This is a genomic window from Butyrivibrio sp. NC2002 (assembly GCF_000702265.1).
In the GTDB taxonomy this organism is placed as follows: domain Bacteria; phylum Bacillota; class Clostridia; order Lachnospirales; family Lachnospiraceae; genus Butyrivibrio.
The window spans coordinates 49,744-66,549 of the sequence record NZ_JNKZ01000004.1; the positions used below are offsets into that span (position 1 = coordinate 49,744).

The following is a 16,806-nucleotide window of genomic DNA, read 5'->3' on the forward strand; positions in this document are numbered from 1 at the left end:
TGTTCACAGCAACGGGCATATTATACCACAAGGATATATTTTTTCAACAAAGTTTGACTGTGCATTGTCATTTTCCTATAATGAAAAGACGAGTAAATAACGCATCATTTGGGAGAATCACATGGGAACTTTCAATATTTTTTCTACTTTAATTTATATCTGTATTATATTTTTCAGTCTCTACTTATTTTATAGAAGAGACAAATCATCCTACTCACCCATAAATCTTTCCGATGTTGTTTTTAACAGAATCTATACACTGATACTTCCATTCGCAATGATAGCGATCGGAACTTTTCTTCGCTTTTACATGATCGCACAGATTCCATACGGCATTCATCAGGATGAAGCTTCAATTGGTTATGAGGCCTATATTCTTTCAGCCTTTAGGATGGACCGTAACGGCTACCATCTGCCGGTTTATCCTATAACTTATGGTTCAGGCGGCGGAAGTCCTCTTATGGTTTATCTTACAGCCCTTATGACAAAGCTTTTGGGTGTATCCGAGTTCTCACTTAGATTTTTGCCAGCATTTCTTGGAAGTCTGACACTTGTTGTTTTTTTCCTTGCTGTAAGGCTCCTTGTTGCTGAATCACTGCTTTCTTCAGAAAAAGTTTCAAGTGTTCAATATATGAACGGAGAATACTCCTGGATACCGCTGATTTCTCTTACGATCCTTACACTTAGCCCATGGCATATAATGTTATCGAGGTGGAGTCTTGATTCAAATACAACACCTTTTTGGATAAGTCTTGGCCTTTTGTTTTTTGCCCTAGGAATAAAAAAGCAAAGAGAGTCTTCTTCATTTAACAGTATCGGGTCACTTTTTGCTGAAAGAGACAGAAAAAAATCACGTCTTCTTTCCATGTCAAACGGTACTGCCAACCTGTTTTTTGTTTTATCTGCACTGGTCTATGCACTTACAATGTACAGCTATGGTTCAGCGACTATCATCATACCTGTTCATCTTCTTATTCTGTGCATTTTCAGTATAAGGAAGAAAAAAATGACTGCATTTCAGATGATCCTCGGAATCCTTGTATTCCTTGCAGTTTCCAGTCCGCTGATCGTTTTTTACGTGATAAACGCATTTAATCTTCCTGAAATAATAACACCGTTCTTCTCAATAAACCGCTTTACTGCAAAGCGCTCTGTTTTCGTAAGCGATGGGATACTGATCAGCATTGCGGGTAATATTTTGACGATGATCAAAAATCTTACTATAGGCAATTCCGCCGAGCAGATCCTAAATTATGTTGAAGGATTTCCTCCACTTTTTGCCTTTACTTTTCCTACCGCACTTGTTGGTATTGTCGCTTCATTTGTTCGTGCTAAAAAGGGTAAGGACGTCGATGTCTTCATGTTAAGCGTATTTGTTCCGGCATTTTTGTTTGGATGCTTTGTGGAAGAGGATATAAATCGAATGGTGCTCATCTTCATTCCGTATATTTACTTCCTTGCGCGCGGATACATCTTTTTTATCAATGAGATTGTCTATGCTCAGAAAAATACCGGCAAGAAAGCCATTAAGTACCTGATGATCCTTATCAAAGGACTTGCCCCTTTTCTGTTCTTTGTCGCAGCAATGCTGTTTATAAAGGTTTATTTTACAACCTATAATGCACTTAGCAGCGACGCTTTTATGGCAGGATACGGAGAATGCTGCAAAACCGCAGAAAATGAAGTGGCAGACGATAAGATTATCTATTCCACCTACGAGCATCTGTCAGCGCCCTTCATGGTAGCGCTCTACTACACAAAAACACCGCCCACAGAGTTCCTGCAGACGGTGCATTATAAAGATGAAAAAGCTGAGTTCAGAATAGCTGATTCTTTCGGTAATTTTATTTTTTCACTTCCGGATGATCTATCTGATAATTTGGACAGCTACATATCCGAAGGAAACGTACTTATTCTCCATAGATCAGAGCTTGAAAGCTACGACCTTGATAACTATGAGGTTAAGACTAGCGGTAATTACGCTGTTGTTTCTTCAAAATGATGGACTCAAGCTTATCAAGGATAACACTTATGCCATATGCGCCAAAAGGCATAAGGCACATATAATATCTGATAATATAACGGGATGATCCTTCCCATATCTGATGGAACAACATTCCGCCAAATACAAATAGTATTAAAAGCGCTTGCGGCAACGTAAAGCGCTTATTTTTTATTGTGCTTATGCTGTAGATCACTACGCCCAGATAGATAAGGAAGTGCTGAATATCCATTATCATCTGAAAAATTTTCGACCACACTCCGTATACGATCGATCTTGCAAAGTGCGATTTAGTATCAGAATGTCTAAGCGAGAGTTCAAAATTCCTGATTGAAACAAAGGTCGGATCTGCCCACTGAGACAGGAATTTTCTTAGGTAAAATCTGCACATGTGAAGAGGTCTTGCCTTAAACTCTGCTATTCTCTCAGATATGGCGGTCTTTGCTGCCTCATCGGTTTTTTCATAGTCATAATCATTTTCTTCATATGAATTACGATTATAGCCGTTATACCAGCCCCATTCGCCTTCTCCCTCCTGCATGGCCATCGCAAAATAGGTGGACTTGGGAACTCCCTGAGGGTATGATTCAAGTCCTGCTTTTTTAGCATATATATTGCCTGCAGCTTTTAAGGGAATAAGTGCAGCTGCAAAAAGCAGTATTATAATAAGGAGTGCAGAAACATAGCTTTTTCTATTTTCACGTTCCTTTTTATCAGCTTCTGCGACTAGTAACATATCATTTAATACGTCAACCACAAGAAGGATCACCATTGCAATAAGCGCAATATACAGATTAGTCTTCAAATAGCACGCAAGGCCAAGATAAACTCCCGCATATATTCCAAAACGGATATGCTTCTTCTTAAGGTACATGACTTCATAGTAAAGAGCCATGATTCCCGGCGCAAATGACCACACATCGTTATAAACATAAGTGGAATATGAAAAAAGAAAAAACATCATCACGGACAAAATCAGGTATATATTGCATACTCTTTCATCCTCAAACAGTTCGCATGTCACCTTATACAGATAAACAACGCACAGACCAATCGAAAGCAGGTTTATAATCTGATATACAAAGTAGTTGCTATCACCAAATAATCTGCCTATCAGCTGCCCGATCGACACATATCCAATCTGGAAAGGATAGATATACAAATATCCTCCCTTATAGAGACTATCGTAAATGCCATTATTAAAATCATTGATAATGTTATCAAGAAGCAATCCATCAGTAACAGCTTTTGCTCTTGCAGCTATCACTATGATAAGACAAAAAAGAATTTCCAAAAAAAATACAATATATGCTCTTTTCCCGGGCTTAAAGCTCCTGAGAAAATAAGCCAGCGCAAAAAAAATGAAGATTCCTGCAAACAAAGCAATATAATTCTGAGACCCAAACCTGGGAAGATCTGCTCCCTGGTCTGTATCATAGTAGACAGTTGTCAAAAAAGAGCAAACCAGAATAACGAAGCTTAATAGAGTAAACGGCACAAAGAAGATATACGAAAGTCGACGAAAGAGTTTATGCATCATATTTGGATACCCTTCTGATAAAATCAATCGTTATTATTACAAATGCCGCAATTTCAAGGATTGAAACAAATACCATGGATACTTCTTTTTGCCCGAACAAGACGATTATATATACAAGCATTGAATTGAAATTCATAACAAATGCTGCCCACATATTCTTCCTTATGATCGCTACAAAAAGCGCAGTTGCAAGGAGTACGACAGCGTAGTCATATCTCTCATGCATTCCCGGAAGGATCATGCAACATGTCCAGGATGAAAAGACTGCCAGATAAAGGATGTTTTCTTTTGTCTTCAAAAATCCCTTATGTTTATAAACAAATACAGCAAGAAATACCATAACAGCCGCAAACAGCAAAAGTCCCGGAGTTTTAAGTACCTCATCAAAATTGTCCAAGCCGAAATTATAGAAATTAGGGTAATATGACACAAGTCCGTACCCTTCTGTCGATACCTCCTGAGTCTGTGACAGATATGCAAAATAAGTAGCACGAAGCCCTCTGTGCAGAAGTACGCAGGGAAGTCCCAGTACAAAATAGATAACCGGTATCCAAAAGAACTCAAGGATTGAGAACTTCCTCTTAACCATATAAATTATCAAAAACAGGGGTATGAAAAATATCGCCTGAAGTTTAAATCCAAAAGATATTGCCAGAAATACGAAAGCCCATCTGTATTCTTCACTTAAAAGCTTATATAACGCGATAACCAGAAATACAACATATATCGCGTCGCACTGCTTCCACAATGAGCCATTCCATACAACAAAAGGAAGGTACAATGTAAGGATCGGAACATAAAGTGATAAGAGCTGAGCTTTCCTGTCTTCTTTACCATTCTCCTTAAGGATAACGTTTATTATTTTTCCAACATAAAATGCAGTAATGAATTCTGCTATCATGGAGAATATAGTGAGCGGAATATATGGCTCGCAGTCAAATAGAGAGCATATAGCATACATCACATTAAAGGGAACATAGTAATCCCCGATCGTTGTAGATAATCCGCCTATGATCCCAAGTCTCTTATACTCCAAAACCCAGGGCAGATAATAAGATTCGTAGTCGGGTGACAATGAAGTCTGTGGCATAAGCATTATTCTTATTGCAACTGCAACAATAACAAGTATAGCGGCTGCAATTTTATCCAGATGATTGTCTATCAGAAAAAATATCCCATTATCTATTATGTTATTTTTATTGTCCCTGTTTTGACTCATAAGCCTCGGGATTCCTCCGTTTAATTATTTGTCCGTTTTTTCAAGAACTACTGATTTTTTATGATAATATTCAGCTACCGCCTTATTAAGCCAATCCTTCTTATCCTCAGTGACATCTGAGAAAAACAACAATTCAGGCTTAACAGAAAATTCGATAAGCTTTGCCTTGGATACATTGTCATCCTTAAGTACTGATAACCTGTCATAAAACTCTTTGTTGTATTTATAAGCTTTTCCGTTTACCACATCACAGATTGCCGAGCTTGTTACATAAAAATGATGATCAACCTTCACAGAAAGGCCGCTTCCTATCACAAACAAGGCACATGCAATTATTATGACTCTTGAAGCATTTTTGCCAACATAGCCGTCATATATGATGCTTGCAAGCTTGCGTTTTTCTTTTTCTTCATCCGTTATCTTGCCGGAAAAAGAAACCTGGCATCTAACCCAGCCGCATGCATATCCTATGGTTAGAACAAGAAGCAGCATCGACTGCATATAGAAAATACCCACTATTCTTCCCGCCTCTATATTTCCTGTTGCGTAAAGAGGAGGTGTGATATTGGCTGCAGCAAGAAGGAATGCAAATACCGTAAACAGAACAGGATGCCCAAAGCTGTAGTATTTCTTTATCCTCCCCGCAGCTTTCCACATAAGAGGAACCATGATTATGATAAGCACTATGACGGGCCAGGAAAGCCATGTTCCCAGCATATGCTCCATAGTGTAGTAGATAGACATAAGTACAGCTTTGACAGGTGACATTGCGCTTTGTGCTGCTCTGTTCTTATTTCCCGGAGCTATTACCGACAGAACAAATCCTATGATCATAAATACCGAAGGTGTCACAACTTTTGAAAGAGCTCTGAGTGTTTTAGCTGCCGATACGATTGGATTCTTATATAACAGGCTCTCAGATTCTGTGTTTTTATCCATAATCATATTAATTGCACTGATAAGGAGAATACAAAACGAAAGAATTGCCAGGCTAAGAGCAGTCATATAATTAGCCCCGCCAAGAAGAAATCCGAGCACGCAAGCACAAGCAAAATGAAGCTGCGGCCTTTCCTCAGAACTTGCAATTCTTATGAGAAGCCCTGTCCACAAAAGTCCCATTCCAAACATAAACATATAGTTTATTGCACCACTATACCAGTAGAAGCTCTCAACTCTTGCAAGTCCATGTGGCATGCACTGAACAAGTAAAAAGAACACGAGACTTGTAATGCATCCTGTAAGATCTGTGCCAAGCCTTAGGGCATTACTGATAAGCTGCCTCAGAAAATACCAAAGACCTAGCGCAAGGATCAGAAGCACAGCAAAGCTTCCGAGAAAATAAAGCCTCTCTCCAAATACTGACGGAGCAAGAGCCGTAAGCATATCTGAAAAGAAATATCCGGTCCAGTTCATGTAATACCATATTCCCATATATATACCGTAGAAAATAGTGTATAACACGTTTCCCGAACCAAGAAAGGCTTCATGAACCTCAAAAGACATACTGAAATCGTCAGCCGAGGGAACATTATAAACAGCTATGACAAGCATAGGAATTACTGCAAGCACATTTATTGCAAAGAAAATCTTCCTCAGATTTCTAAGTCTAATAGCACCTGCTATGTTTAGTTTTTTCTTGTATGATGCGTTATCTTCTGTCATCCCCTCATCCCCGGCACAATCAATTATTTCTTAAAATTATTTATAGCGCTTATCACATAATCTATTTCATCATCTGTCATACCACAGTAGATGGGAAGTGATAAAACTTCATCCGCATAGTTCTCAGTGATAGGCAACACACCCCGCTTTAATCCGAGATATCCGTAAGCCTCTGATAAGTGAGGCGGGATCGGATAATGAATAATAGTTGTTATGTTTTTATCAGCAAGATAGGCCATAAGCTCATCCCTGTATTTGGGAACTCTTATTACATACTGATGCCATACGCAGCTTGATCCATCTGCCACTTCAGGTTTTATGACAAGAGTGTTATCTATACCCTTAGCATATTTTGAAGCAATAGATGCTCTCTCATCATTTATCTCGTTTATGTATTTCAGTTTTACTCTAAGGAGTCCCGCCTGCATCTCATCAAGTCTTGAGTTGGCACCAACAACCATGTTGTGGTATCTCTTCTCACTGCCGTAGTTGCGGTATATCTTCATAAGTCTTGCAAGCTCTGGATCATTGCAGGTTATGGCACCGGCATCTCCAAAGGCTCCCAGATTCTTGGAAGGATAGAACGAAAAACAGCCGATATCTCCAAAGCTTCCTGTCATCTTATCGCCAAATTTGGCGCCATGTGACTGTGCACAATCCTCCACAAGTCTGAGGCCAAACTTTTTGCACAGATCTACGACTTTGTCCATGCGGGCAGCCTGTCCGTAGAGATGAACGACAAGAATAGCCTTTGTTTTATCAGTTATTTTTTCCTCGATCTTGTCTACGTCTATCTGATAATATTTATCAGGCTCAACAAATACAGGCGTTGCTCCGTTTATGGTAATCCCCATAACACTTGCTATGTATGTATTACCCTGAACGATGACCTCGTCGCCTTCTCCTATTCCCAGTACCTTAAATGCAAGCCAAAGCGCATCTAGACCGCTCGCAAGTCCGACACTGTATCTGCAGCCGACATAATCCGCAAATTCTTTTTCGAAGTTCTCTACTTCTTTTCCGAGTATGTACCAGCCTGAACGAAGGACTTCAAGCGCCTTGTTCTCATACTCTTTCTGATGTCGCATGAACCCTCTGTCCATGCGGCTCTGCATAATCTTATCCATTGAATATCACTCGCTATCTCTTCTCTTTACATATCCGGCATACCAGTCAACAAAGCGGTGAATACCTACTTCAAGTGGTGTATCGGGTTTAAAGTCAAAGTCGTTCATCAGATCGTCAACGTCCGCAAATGTAGCTTCCACATCACCCGGCTGCATAGGAAGAAGCTCTCTGTGTGCTTCAAAATCAAAATCCTTAGGAAGAACATCATGAGCAACAAGCTCCTGCTGAAGCAGGTCAACGAAGTGCATAAGGTTCTCAGGATTGTGGTTTCCGATGTTATAAACCTTATATCTGTTACCCTTCTCATCTTCGTCGGGTTTATGCTGCATTACATTAACAACACCTGTTACGATATCGTCAACATAGGTGAAGTCTCTCTTACAGTTGCCATAGTTGAATATCTGAATTTTTTCTCCTCTAAGAAGCTTATCAGCAAAGAGGAAAAGAGCCATATCGGGTCTTCCCATAGGTCCGTAAACTGTAAAGAATCTAAGACCTGTAGTAGCCATTCCGTACAGATTGCTATATGAATAAGCAAAAAGCTCATTTGATTTCTTGGTTGCCGCATAAAGTGAAAGAGGATGATCCACCTGATCCTTTGTGCTGAATGGAAGCTTGGTATTTCCGCCATATACACTTGAGCTTGAAGCATATACAAGATGCTCTACCTTAGGCTCTGAATGTCTGCATGCCTCCAGAATATTGTAAAATCCGATTACATTAGCTTCGATATAAGCTCCGGGATTTTCAATTGAATATCTGACACCAGCCTGAGCAGCAAGGTTTACTACTACATGAGGCTTATATTTTGCAAAAGTCTCATCAACCTGAGCCTTATCTGCAATATCGCCCTTTACAAAAATAAAGCTGTCATATTTTGAAAGCTTATCAAGTCTTTCGTACTTTAAACGAACATCATAATAATCATTTACATTGTCATATCCAACAACTGTTATGCCTTCAAATTCATTTAAAAGTCTCTCTGCAAGGTGTGATCCGATAAATCCTGCCGCACCTGTGATGAGAACTGTTTTACCTGTTAACACTACATTCTTTTCTTTCATGATAAAAATCCTTTCATGTTCTCGATTTTATACATCTCTTCTTTTATAATATAATGATGTATACGGATTAGTCTGCTCCTAAACAGTAGCTCATATAATCCCTCAATATATAATAGTAAAAAACACCTTGGAGGTCAATTTGATGGGCAGAGTCAAACTCGCCGCTAAAAATATAACATTCGGCTACATCGGTCAGCTCGCAACTGCGCTGATGTCCTTTATCCTAAGAACAATCTTTGTATTCAAGCTATCCGATACCCTGCTTGGAGTAAACGCATTATACAGCAATATACTATCACTTTTGTCAATGGCTGAGCTCGGAATAGGAACAGCTCTTAATTTCAGCCTATATGCACCTGTTGCCAAAAAAGATACTGAAAAAATAAAGTCCTACATGCAGATGTACAGAAAGGCCTACCACACGATTGCGATGGTAGTTGCTGTGATAGGACTTATTCTCACACCATTTCTTAAATACCTTGTTAAAAATCCCGGTCAGACAACCACAAGAGACCTTACTCTTTATTATCTGATCTTTTTGTTCAACACTGTCAGCACCTATTTTGTAGCTTATAAATACAGCCTTGTTAACGCGGAGCAAAAAAACTACATTCAGACCAACATAAATACACTTACCAAGGTAATAACTGTATTTTTCCAGATCATAGTGCTCCTTGTAATGCCAAACTTCTACCTTTATCTTCTGACAGATGCCATTGTGCAGCTTATCCAGAAGATATTTGTAAGCAGATACCTTGATAAGCTCTATCCGTATCTCACAGACAAGCAGGTCACTCCGCTCTCTGCCAAAGAGCACTCTGAAGTATGGCGTAAGACCAAGGCACTTGTCATGCACAAGGTAGGTGACGTTGCAAGGCTTCAGACCGATACGCTCATCATTTCCTCATTTATAGAAGTTGCAGTTGCCGGTGTTGTAGACAACTACACTCTCGTAACCGGCACCATTGCTAACTTTGTGAACATCATATTTAATTCAGTCATATCAAGTTTTGGCAATCTTATTGCTACCGAGAACAAAAAGAAGCAGTATCAGCTCTTTAAAGTATATCGGTTTTTCGCATCGTGGGTGTACGGTTTTACAGCTACAGGCTTTTTCATCATGCTACAGCCCCTTATTTACCTCTGGATAGTGACAAGACTTGGCAGCTCATGGATGCTTCCTACACTTGCAGTTTACCTGTTTATAACTGATTACTACTTTAAAGGCGACCGCATTGTACTATCCAACTTCAAGACCGCTGCAGGTGTATTTGAGCAGGATAAATATCTGGCTCTCATACAGGGCGTAGTAAACCTGATAATATCTATCGCCCTCGTTCAAAAGATAGGACTTGCGGGCATTTATATCGGTACAGTTGTATCCGGACTCATCGCCAATATCACAAAGCCCATAATAATCTACCATGTCTGCTTTGACGTTAATGCATGGTCCTATTTCAAAGACAGCGCAAAATACATATTAACCGAAATTGTCATGATAGGAATCCTTTATTTTATCAGCACCTATGTACTTAAAAACATAACCATTCCCTCTTTTATACTGATGGGAATAATTGTTACAATCGTATATAACCTCACCTTCTGGATTGTTTTCCACAAATCCGATGAATATGAGTATTTATATGGCATTATAAAAAGCAAATTATCCCGGAAATAATATAACTAGAAAGGCTTACTTACTATGGATATGGAACTCATGATAAAAATCGCATCTAAGGATTTAGATAAAATAAAAAAGCCCGGTCTTAAGGCATCCCTTAAAGAAACAGCAAAGAAAGCCATGGGCAAAAATGTCGCTTCTTCCGACCTCCTCTTTTGGCCGTCAGGACTTTTGCTCCTTGGATTGTCCGAGTGTGCACTAAGAGACAATACAGATCCGCATCTGACATCAGCTGCCAAGGAACTTGCTCTTGCATCTGCATCAGATTATATAAAAAACTGGAAAGACCAAACCGGTGAAAAAATATCATTTGTCGATGATGCTCTCTCCGGAGTAGCCATGATAAATCTATTTGCCAGAACCGGACAAGAAGATTTCATGCAATCTGCAACAAAGATTGCCACCTTTCTTCACCGCGCTCCTAAAAACATTGAAGAAAGCATTATCTATAATCCCAAAGCCGGCAATGACTACATTTTTGCGGATGGCGCAGGTCAAAGTGCCATGTTTTTATCTTATTACGGATTTATATTCCACAAAACATCCGCAACAAAGCTTTCTGCAAAGCAGCTCCTTAATTACTACAATCACGGCATAGATAAAACCACCGGTCTTCCATATCATGCATTTTCACTCGGAGAAGCCAAAAAACTCGGACTCCTTGGATGGGGTCGTGCTATGGGATGGCTCCTTATGGGTTATTCAGAATATGTCGCCACTATGAAGATTACAGGAAACAAAGAAGAAGACCATATAAATAATATAATCCTATCCCAGTATAAGAATCTCGTATACACAACCCTAAGCTATCAGCGACTTGATGGTGGCTTTTCATGGCTTCTTCCCGCTGTTGAAGGAGAGCCCGACACCTCCGCCACAGCCATGATCGGATATGCCATCGCTCTCTCACTAGCATTTGATCTTCTCCCCGAAGATGGATCAAAGATCAGGCAGGCACTATTACGTATGAAGGACTTTATCCTAAACCATACAAAAAACGGCCAGGTCAACCAGGCACTTTCGTCCTGCGAAGATCTGGCCGTCCACAGACAGATTTATGGGCATTTCCCATGGGGACAGGGAGCTGCACTTGCATTTTTGTGTAATCTGTAATATCAAAACAGATTACATTTTTAATAAGGCTCATCATAAGTGTCTTGCCAAACCATCTATGCCTGGTAAAAGTTGCAACTAGTCTCTATCAACACAAATAAATTTGCCCAATAATGAAAAGAGCATCAACGGATAAAACATCAAAATTAGCGGCTGCGCGTAACGTGCAAGTGATCTTGGACAGGCAAAAAATATTAGCACAGACAATAATGGAAGTAGCCATACACTCCAAAATCTCCCGTTTCTTCCTGACGTGGCCAAAAACATAAACACTGTAGCCCATGTATAAAAGGGAACTGCAAAAATCAATCCCCCAAAAGGAATCCTCTGTACAAGCGCAAATATACCATATATTTTATCGCTTCTATTTTCATCTATAAAAAATGATCTGATATACAATTCATCATTTTGATCTACTCTACTTCTAAAATACGTAAAGAACGGATGCCCAATCCACGAAAAATCAAAGTATTTATATGAAGTATTCAATGTAGATGCAAAATAAACTCCCGGATGCTTAAAGAGCATTGCTGCCCAGCACTTTAAGTACTCTTTTCTATCTTCTGCTGTAGCCGCCTGTTTATAAGTAAGCTTGATTGGATTAGTCTGCGTAGGATCATATAAATCCATTATTTCATCATAACTGATCACAGCATCGATTGCCGCTTTCTCCTTGTCAGTCACTTCATCTTCATAATTCACTACATATCTGGCAGTTTGCTGAAAAAGCACTCCGAGCATTTCCTGTTTTCCTCCGGGAGAAATGTTTAGTGCATTTAGCAATACCCCTTGCCAAACTACTGAAAAGAATACCAAAGGTACAATAAATGAAATGCAAAGCTGAAGATAGTATTTTCTATATGAGATAAGTTCAGCAACAAAAATAGCAATTACAAAATACTTTCCCTGTCCCTTTGACATCATCATCAAAAGAAGCGACATTCCAAGCAAGATTTGGAACCACCACTTTTTTAAAATCTCTCCTCCTGAGATAACTACCTCCATAAGGGCTGCGCAAGTTGACACGCAGAATATAGAAAAAGTCATATCCTTGACCATGCAAACTGAAAGAACCGGAAAATACGGAAACAGTCTGACAAACCAAAGACTGATCTTTTCTGCTTTAAGACTCATACCTAAAGCTTTAAACCTCAAAATGAAATGAGAAAGCAAAAGAGCCACCACAATCATCTGCATTAATGAAAAAACAGCTACCCCAACATACGCATTACCAAACACATCGATACCCAATTTGACAAATGCACCATACAAATAAGTAGTAAAATACGGGTGGTGATCGGTGATAAATATATCCGGTCCCTGCAGAGGAGACACATTTAAAGGGAATCCTACATCCCTGTGAAAGAACATTCGAATCTGTTTTTCAGTGTCACCATAATTACTTGTTCCCGGAAAAAACAATATATAATATGGCATCCAGCACAAAATCGTTATTACTGTCGAACGCACATAATCTCTTAATGATATTTTCGCCTTTTCAGTTTCCTTACTCTCATTGATCGTATTTAAAACATGATTAAATGCATAGAAACCAATAGATGAAACATAATACGAAATAAAGAAATAGCTTAAACCTATAAATAATGAACAAAATACCAAATAGCTGCTTGCTCCTATAGCATCAAGCTTGTTATCAGGTCTAAGATCCGCACTTATGATCTGCATGATTGCAAATGGAATGGAAAAAAGAATTCCTCTCCTTTTATCCGCTGCTGAAATCTGTAACGAGCAATATAAAAGAGAAACAGCCAATACTCCGGCAAAAATAATAAAATGAAATATTCTGTCAGAACTAATACTTTTTAAAATATTTACAACATATTTCCCTACCGTAAACAGTAAATTACGACCGGGACTGACATCTCTATACTCAACAGGGATGGTCAGTCCTATCATGATGAAAAATGCCATCATTATATTTTTTATTTTATTATTCATTAAAGTCTCTTTACCCTGCATAATCATGCTTTTTTATCTTACGGTTTATTTTTGAAGACATGCTTTTTCCCGGTGAAATAATTTATTACTATAACCAAAACTGTTACTATTATTTTGCCATAGAGTTTTTCCATATGTACGACCTCTACCAAAAAGATAAGACCTACATAATCTAAGATCATAGTTGCGCCACGCCAGAAAACAAATCTGGCAAATTCCTTAACAAGCTCCCATAAATTCTGGCACTTACTCTTAAAGACAAAATTTTTATTACACAAGTAAGCCGCAAGCTTGACGGTAATAAGTGTGATAATGTTCGCAATTCTATATTCCACACTAAGCAGAACAAGGACGTGAAACATAACAACATTAAGAACGCTTGTAAGCATGCCAAATATCGCATATAGCATAGTCTCTTTATTTACAAGCTTCTTCCATATCTTATCTATCATATAAATTAGTTATTCCCATCCTTTTTATCTACAACTATGAGATCTTCTGTTACATTCTCTTCACTACATTCGAGTTTTTTGACCCTAAACTGTATATCTTCCAGGATTTTTCTGTTTGCAGCAGTTAAATCTGCCTGGAATCCCATAAATATCATATGCACTCCGGTCAAAAGCAAGATAGCCATAAGAATTAGTGACTGAATATGCCCTGAAGCGCCAAGACAAAGGAATCTGATTCCTATAATAAGTCCGGCAATAAGGAATGCAATTCCTACAGTAGAGAAAAAGCGGAGCGGTTTATACATCATGTAGCTTCTGATAATAACTCCTCCGGAACGTTTCATATATGCCCACATGCTCTTAAACAGACGGCTCTCTCGAAGCTCAGGATTCGTTGCTATATCAATGCTCTTCATAGCAACCTTATTTCTTCCGCCCTGAATAATCGTTTCAAGAGTATAGGTATACTCATTAATAACATTTAAGCGCATAGCAGCTTGTCTGCTATATGCTCTGAATCCACTTGGTGCATCAGGCATATCTGAATTACTTGCCTTCTGAACCACATAACTTCCAAGGTGCTGGAATTTCTTTTTCGCTTTACTAAAGTGAGGTGTATCATCGATAGGTCTTGCACCTATAACCACCTCTGCCTGCTTATCGATGATTGGTCTGACAAGCTTTTCTATATCAAAACCGGAATACTGATTGTCCGCATCTGTATTTACAATAATGTCAGCTCCTAAATGAAGACATGCATCTATTCCTGCCATGAAGCCATATGCAAGTCCTCTGTTTCTTCTGAAATTGACTATATAATCTACTCCCAGATCCTTAGCCACCTGCACAGTGTCATCCTTACTTCCATCATTTATGATAAGTACTTTTATCTCATCTATTCCATCTATCTTCTTCGGCAGATCATCCAATGTAACTTTTAGTGTTGCTGCCTCATTGTAGCAGGGTATCTGAATAAATAACTTCATTTTATTTTCCTCCAAAACATTGTCATTTTAATATTCTATCACATTCATTTTTTAATTCGCAAAATAACTATCGTCAGATTCCCTTAGCTAGCTCCATTCTGATCGATCCGTCATCCTCATAAATAATTCTGTACAATCCGTTTTCTGTTATTTCACACGAAAATCTTTCCAAAAATTCATTCTTTAAATAATTATTATAAGAATGAACCCAAACGTAAGTATATCCGCCCTGCCTGAGCCTGTCTCCAAATTCATCGATAGTATTATCTGTTGATGCGACAAAAGTTATACTTCCGTCTTTTGAATATTCCCAAGGCTCGCGCAGATAATTGCTTACCTGATTGTCCATATAATAAAGAGCAACACATAAAGGATACTCATTCATAGATTCAAGTGAATACTTATTGGAAATAAGATATACCCTGTCGCCCTCAGTAATATAATCCTGAATTTCATTAACCTGTTTCTTAGTCTTGTCTATAACATAATAAACAGGATTTTTCCAATAGTGCCTTGAAGATGCTTTATATACTATTATAGGATTCAGATTACATAACATAAGCAGGCACAAAAGAATGCTCAGCAGAAAGCTTTTTCTCTGCAGCACTCTACCAGTGCCGTTTTCACCAGCTACCAAAGCATTATCTATAGCCATATTTTCTGCCAAATATCCGCACAGTATGATAAATTCATACACAATAACGATAGACAAATAGCGATATCCTGTAGCATTTCTTATACTTTCATCATAGGAAAAAACAGAAACATAGCTGACATATAATCCTAATGAATACAGAACTACCGCAATTGGGAAAAATGCTGATGTGAAAATAATCTTCCTTTTTCCCTTTTCCCTGTCCGAACAAATATATACAAATAATAAGACTACAAGAAACATGATCGTAGTCTGCACCGTACAAAATGGCATGTTTGGATTGGATGTAAGACTTTTCTTAAACAGATTCTTTATAAGAGTCTTTGCTGTCAGCTGCGCCTTAGTCGTTGAAAAAGTAAGCGCCTCAACTATTCCCGATAAATTCGCAGGTATAAAACTCTCTCCAAGTAAAAGCCAGGCAATAATAAATGTACAAACAGCCGCCAAAACAAGTGCAATGATCGCTTTACGTTTTCTTTTTACGAATGTGATGATCACCTTATCTTCATCATTTATTATTCCCAAAAGGATTACATAGCCTGCAGCAAAACAGAATATTATAGCACCTACGCCCCACTTGATTCTTGGAATAAACAAAAGCGTCGGAAGAATTGCGATAAAGCTCTTTGCAAATTTCCATTCATTTATAAGAATTGAAAAAGCTATACATGTAGCACCGGCCCATACAGCAACCGGAAGGTCCACGTACATACTCTTATATGGCTGATTGTAAAGAGTAAATAACCCGGAATACACTAATACAAGGTAAACCACTCCGTTTATCCACTTCTTCCAGCCTATGCACATAAGAGGTACAACCGCAGCTGCTGCCGTAAGCATAAAAGACGCGGTATACATATGTCCCTCATTATATCCGCCAAGGAACTGGAAAAAAGCAACAAATAAGCTTGTTTCCGGAGGCATGCTCGCACTTCCTACAAAATCACTTCCAAGCGGAATGTGATTATTTACAAACATATATTTGACTTCCGCAGCCCACTGATGAAAATCATCATAGGTCTGGATATAGTCTCCATGAAAAGCAAAGAGCATGATAAGCGACATAAAAATGAACGATACTATTCCAAAGGAAAAGTATCTGCCCTTATCCTTGCATCTGACTAAATAAAATACAAACAGAGCTATCGAGATCAGACAATATATGATAATCCCCTGTCTTATCCCAAAAGATAAGCCTGAAATATGCGTTATAGCAATCAGTGTCAGTATGGAATAAACAAGAGATAGCTCGCTTGAAACTTCAAAAATAGCATAGTATCCCATGCTACACATAATAAGCACAGCTATTCCAAGGACAAACATTATTTCCGACATGTATTAATAA

Annotated in this window: 12 protein-coding genes; 3 read left to right on the top strand and 9 right to left on the bottom strand. The window is 38.6% G+C overall.

Features of this window, described 5'->3' with window-relative positions; all coding sequences use genetic code 11:
• Nucleotides 1-121 precede the first annotated feature (121 nt).
• On the top strand, nucleotides 122-2,002 hold the full coding sequence (locus T543_RS00235) for an ArnT family glycosyltransferase (protein ID WP_035764478.1): 1,881 nt from the start codon (nucleotides 122-124) through the stop codon (nucleotides 2,000-2,002).
• Here T543_RS00235 and T543_RS00240 read toward each other — a convergent pair.
• Genes T543_RS00240 through T543_RS00260 form a run of 5 tightly spaced genes read right to left on the bottom strand, consistent with a single transcriptional unit; the run spans nucleotide 1,968 to nucleotide 8,615 of the window.
• Entirely contained in the window at nucleotides 1,968-3,542 is a 1,575-nt protein-coding gene (locus tag T543_RS00240; RefSeq protein WP_035764479.1) for a glycosyltransferase family 39 protein, read from the bottom strand. The two genes, T543_RS00235 and T543_RS00240, sit on opposite strands and share 35 nt — an antisense overlap.
• Nucleotides 3,532-4,761, bottom strand: a complete 1,230-nt coding sequence (locus T543_RS00245; protein ID WP_035764486.1) for a hypothetical protein — start codon at nucleotides 4,759-4,761, stop codon at nucleotides 3,532-3,534. Before T543_RS00245 ends, T543_RS00240 begins: the two co-directional genes overlap by 11 nt.
• Nucleotides 4,762-4,785: 24 nt before the next feature.
• Complete coding sequence (locus tag T543_RS00250) at nucleotides 4,786-6,423, bottom strand: DUF6056 family protein (protein ID WP_035764489.1); 1,638 nt, start codon at nucleotides 6,421-6,423, stop codon at nucleotides 4,786-4,788.
• Between the two features lie 23 nt (nucleotides 6,424-6,446).
• Nucleotides 6,447-7,550 (bottom strand): DegT/DnrJ/EryC1/StrS family aminotransferase, encoded by a 1,104-nt coding sequence (locus tag T543_RS00255; protein ID WP_035764493.1) that lies wholly within the window; start codon nucleotides 7,548-7,550, stop codon nucleotides 6,447-6,449.
• A 6-nt stretch (nucleotides 7,551-7,556) separates the two neighbouring features.
• Nucleotides 7,557-8,615 (bottom strand): NAD-dependent epimerase/dehydratase family protein, encoded by a 1,059-nt coding sequence (locus tag T543_RS00260; protein WP_035764496.1) that lies wholly within the window; start codon nucleotides 8,613-8,615, stop codon nucleotides 7,557-7,559.
• 142 nt (nucleotides 8,616-8,757) lie between these two features.
• On the opposite strand from T543_RS00260, the gene T543_RS00265 reads away from it, so the two are divergent.
• Complete coding sequence (locus tag T543_RS00265; RefSeq protein WP_035764500.1) at nucleotides 8,758-10,293, top strand: lipopolysaccharide biosynthesis protein; 1,536 nt, start codon at nucleotides 8,758-8,760, stop codon at nucleotides 10,291-10,293.
• Between the two features lie 24 nt (nucleotides 10,294-10,317).
• On the top strand, nucleotides 10,318-11,409 hold the full coding sequence (locus tag T543_RS00270; protein ID WP_035764502.1) for a glycoside hydrolase family 88 protein: 1,092 nt from the start codon (nucleotides 10,318-10,320) through the stop codon (nucleotides 11,407-11,409).
• A 78-nt stretch (nucleotides 11,410-11,487) separates the two neighbouring features.
• On the opposite strand, the gene T543_RS00275 is transcribed toward T543_RS00270, so the two are convergent.
• The 4 genes from T543_RS00275 to T543_RS00290 form a co-directional block, all read right to left on the bottom strand.
• Nucleotides 11,488-13,368, bottom strand: coding sequence for a DUF6020 family protein (locus T543_RS00275; RefSeq protein ID WP_035764503.1), 1,881 nt, complete (start codon nucleotides 13,366-13,368; stop codon nucleotides 11,488-11,490).
• 38 nt (nucleotides 13,369-13,406) lie between these two features.
• Nucleotides 13,407-13,820, bottom strand: coding sequence for a GtrA family protein (locus T543_RS00280; RefSeq protein WP_035764509.1), 414 nt, complete (start codon nucleotides 13,818-13,820; stop codon nucleotides 13,407-13,409).
• A 5-nt stretch (nucleotides 13,821-13,825) separates the two neighbouring features.
• Nucleotides 13,826-14,806, bottom strand: coding sequence for a glycosyltransferase family 2 protein (locus T543_RS00285; protein WP_035764512.1), 981 nt, complete (start codon nucleotides 14,804-14,806; stop codon nucleotides 13,826-13,828).
• 73 nt (nucleotides 14,807-14,879) lie between these two features.
• On the bottom strand, nucleotides 14,880-16,796 hold the full coding sequence (locus T543_RS00290; protein ID WP_035764514.1) for a hypothetical protein: 1,917 nt from the start codon (nucleotides 16,794-16,796) through the stop codon (nucleotides 14,880-14,882).
• Between the last annotated feature and the right edge of the window lie 10 nt (nucleotides 16,797-16,806).

Coding starts and splice junctions, on each gene's coding strand:
- T543_RS00235 (WP_035764478.1), top strand. CDS start 122: ATGGGAACTTTCAATATTTTTTCTACTTTAATTTATATCTGTATTATA.
- T543_RS00240 (WP_035764479.1), bottom strand. CDS start 3,542: ATGATGCATAAACTCTTTCGTCGACTTTCGTATATCTTCTTTGTGCCG.
- T543_RS00245 (WP_035764486.1), bottom strand. CDS start 4,761: ATGAGTCAAAACAGGGACAATAAAAATAACATAATAGATAATGGGATA.
- T543_RS00250 (WP_035764489.1), bottom strand. CDS start 6,423: ATGACAGAAGATAACGCATCATACAAGAAAAAACTAAACATAGCAGGT.
- T543_RS00255 (WP_035764493.1), bottom strand. CDS start 7,550: ATGGATAAGATTATGCAGAGCCGCATGGACAGAGGGTTCATGCGACAT.
- T543_RS00260 (WP_035764496.1), bottom strand. CDS start 8,615: ATGAAAGAAAAGAATGTAGTGTTAACAGGTAAAACAGTTCTCATCACA.
- T543_RS00265 (WP_035764500.1), top strand. CDS start 8,758: ATGGGCAGAGTCAAACTCGCCGCTAAAAATATAACATTCGGCTACATC.
- T543_RS00270 (WP_035764502.1), top strand. CDS start 10,318: ATGGATATGGAACTCATGATAAAAATCGCATCTAAGGATTTAGATAAA.
- T543_RS00275 (WP_035764503.1), bottom strand. CDS start 13,368: ATGAATAATAAAATAAAAAATATAATGATGGCATTTTTCATCATGATA.
- T543_RS00280 (WP_035764509.1), bottom strand. CDS start 13,820: ATGATAGATAAGATATGGAAGAAGCTTGTAAATAAAGAGACTATGCTA.
- T543_RS00285 (WP_035764512.1), bottom strand. CDS start 14,806: ATGAAGTTATTTATTCAGATACCCTGCTACAATGAGGCAGCAACACTA.
- T543_RS00290 (WP_035764514.1), bottom strand. CDS start 16,796: ATGTCGGAAATAATGTTTGTCCTTGGAATAGCTGTGCTTATTATGTGT.